The organism is Kitasatospora sp. MBT63 (genome assembly GCF_000710465.2).
GTDB lineage: Bacteria > Actinomycetota > Actinomycetes > Streptomycetales > Streptomycetaceae > Kitasatospora.
The window spans coordinates 1-1579 of the sequence record NZ_JAIZ01000810.1 but is presented as its reverse complement, the minus strand read 5'-3'; the positions used below and the strand labels follow the sequence as shown (position 1 = coordinate 1579).

2 pseudogenes are annotated in these 1579 nt (G+C 77.8%); both read left to right on the top strand.

Going from position 1 to position 1579, the window contains the following annotated elements:
* Positions 1–633, top strand: a pseudogene (locus AA75_RS50580) (precorrin-6y C5,15-methyltransferase (decarboxylating) subunit CbiE); the annotation flags it as partial.
* Positions 634–1196: 563 nt separating this feature from the next.
* Positions 1197–1579, top strand: a pseudogene (locus tag AA75_RS42635) (hypothetical protein); the annotation flags it as partial.

Sequence of the window (1579 nt, the reverse complement as noted above, 5' to 3'; positions counted from 1 at the left end):
CCCGGGGCGGCCGGCTGGCTCGCCGGCCGCCCGCTGGGCTTCCCCGCGCCGGAGCACGGCTGGGCGCTGCCCGCCCCGGCGTACGCGGGTGCGGGGGCGGACGACGGCCCACCGGCCGAGGAGCACGCGCTGCCGGCGCATGTCCGCGCGCTGGCGCTGGCCAGGATCGGGCCGGTCCCCGGGGACCTGGTGTGGACGGTCGGCGGAGCCGGCGGCGAACTGGCCGTCGACACCGCGCGGCTCGGCGCGGCGGTGGTCGCGGTCCAGGCGCAGGCCGACGCCCGGGCGCGGACGGCCGCAGCCGCGCGCCGCCACGCCGTCGAGGTCGAGGTGGTCCCGGGGGAGGGACCCGAGGCGCTCGGCGGGCTGCCCGAGCCGGACGCGGTGGTGATCGAGTCCGGCGGCGCGGAACTGGTTCGGGCCGTCGCCGCCCGCCGCCCCGGACGTCTGGTCCTGATCGCCCGGAACCTGGCCGAGGCGGCCGACTTCCGGCAGATCGCCGAGACGGCGGGCTACCACGTGGACGGCGCACTGCTGCAGTCCGCGCCGCTCACTCCGGCGCGCGCCGACCGCGACCGCCCCTCTTTCGGCCCGGCCGACCACACCTTGATCCTCTGGGGCCGGGCCGGCTGAGCCGGACTCAGCCCCCCGGACCCGGCCCGGTGGCACCGCACGGACCACGCGGTGTCCCCGGCCCGGGCCGCCGAGGCCCCGCGGCAGGCCGGAACCGCCCCCCACCGGGCGGCGGGCCCGCCCGGACGGTGATCCACGTCGCATCCGGACACCGATTCGGGAGACCGTCGGCCCCGGCCGGTAGGGTGGCCCCGGGCTTCGCGCGTCGGTGGATCGTGTCCGATCCTGACCGGTTGGTACCGATTTGACGCGGTGCAACCTGCATCGACACATTTCGCGCGCATTCGACGCGATGCGGGCCGGGCCGGAAGAATGCCGTAGGGTTCCGGCGCGGTCGTGCCGGTTGCCCCGGGCCGTCGTTGTTCCTGACGGTGCGCCAGCCCGGGAGGGCCGCTGCGCCGCCGGGGTGGGTGCAGCGCGCCGGAGCCGACGGCCGCCGTGTGCGCGGCGGCCGCCAGTAGGTGGAGGGGCAGGCCGTCCGCGGTCTCCTCCCAGCGGAGTTGGGCGCTGCGGTCGTGGCCGTGCCGCCAAGGTCGCGGAAGCGGCCTGGAAGGAGCTTTGACATGACCGATGGCGGCCACGTCCCGAGTGCGGGAGTACCGGAGCAGCCGCACGGCGGTGCCGACCCGCTCGGCACGCCGGACGGCACCGCCATGCCCGGCGCGCAGCCACCCGTCCAGGCCTGGGCCGGCGAGCACCGGCCCGCCTACACCTTCCTCGACCAGCTGGACGAGGACGAGGACGAGCTGCTGATGCCCGGCCCGCAGGGCTCCTGGGGCGAACCGCTGATGGGTGCCGTGGAGACCGTCGCGGTGCTCGAACACCCCGTCGTCCCCGGGCCCGCCGTCGGCCAGGCCCCCGACGCCGCCGTCCCGGCCGGGCTCAACGAGACCATGCCGCTGCGCACCATCGCCGAGCCGCCGCCGGCCGGTGTCCCGGTCGAGCC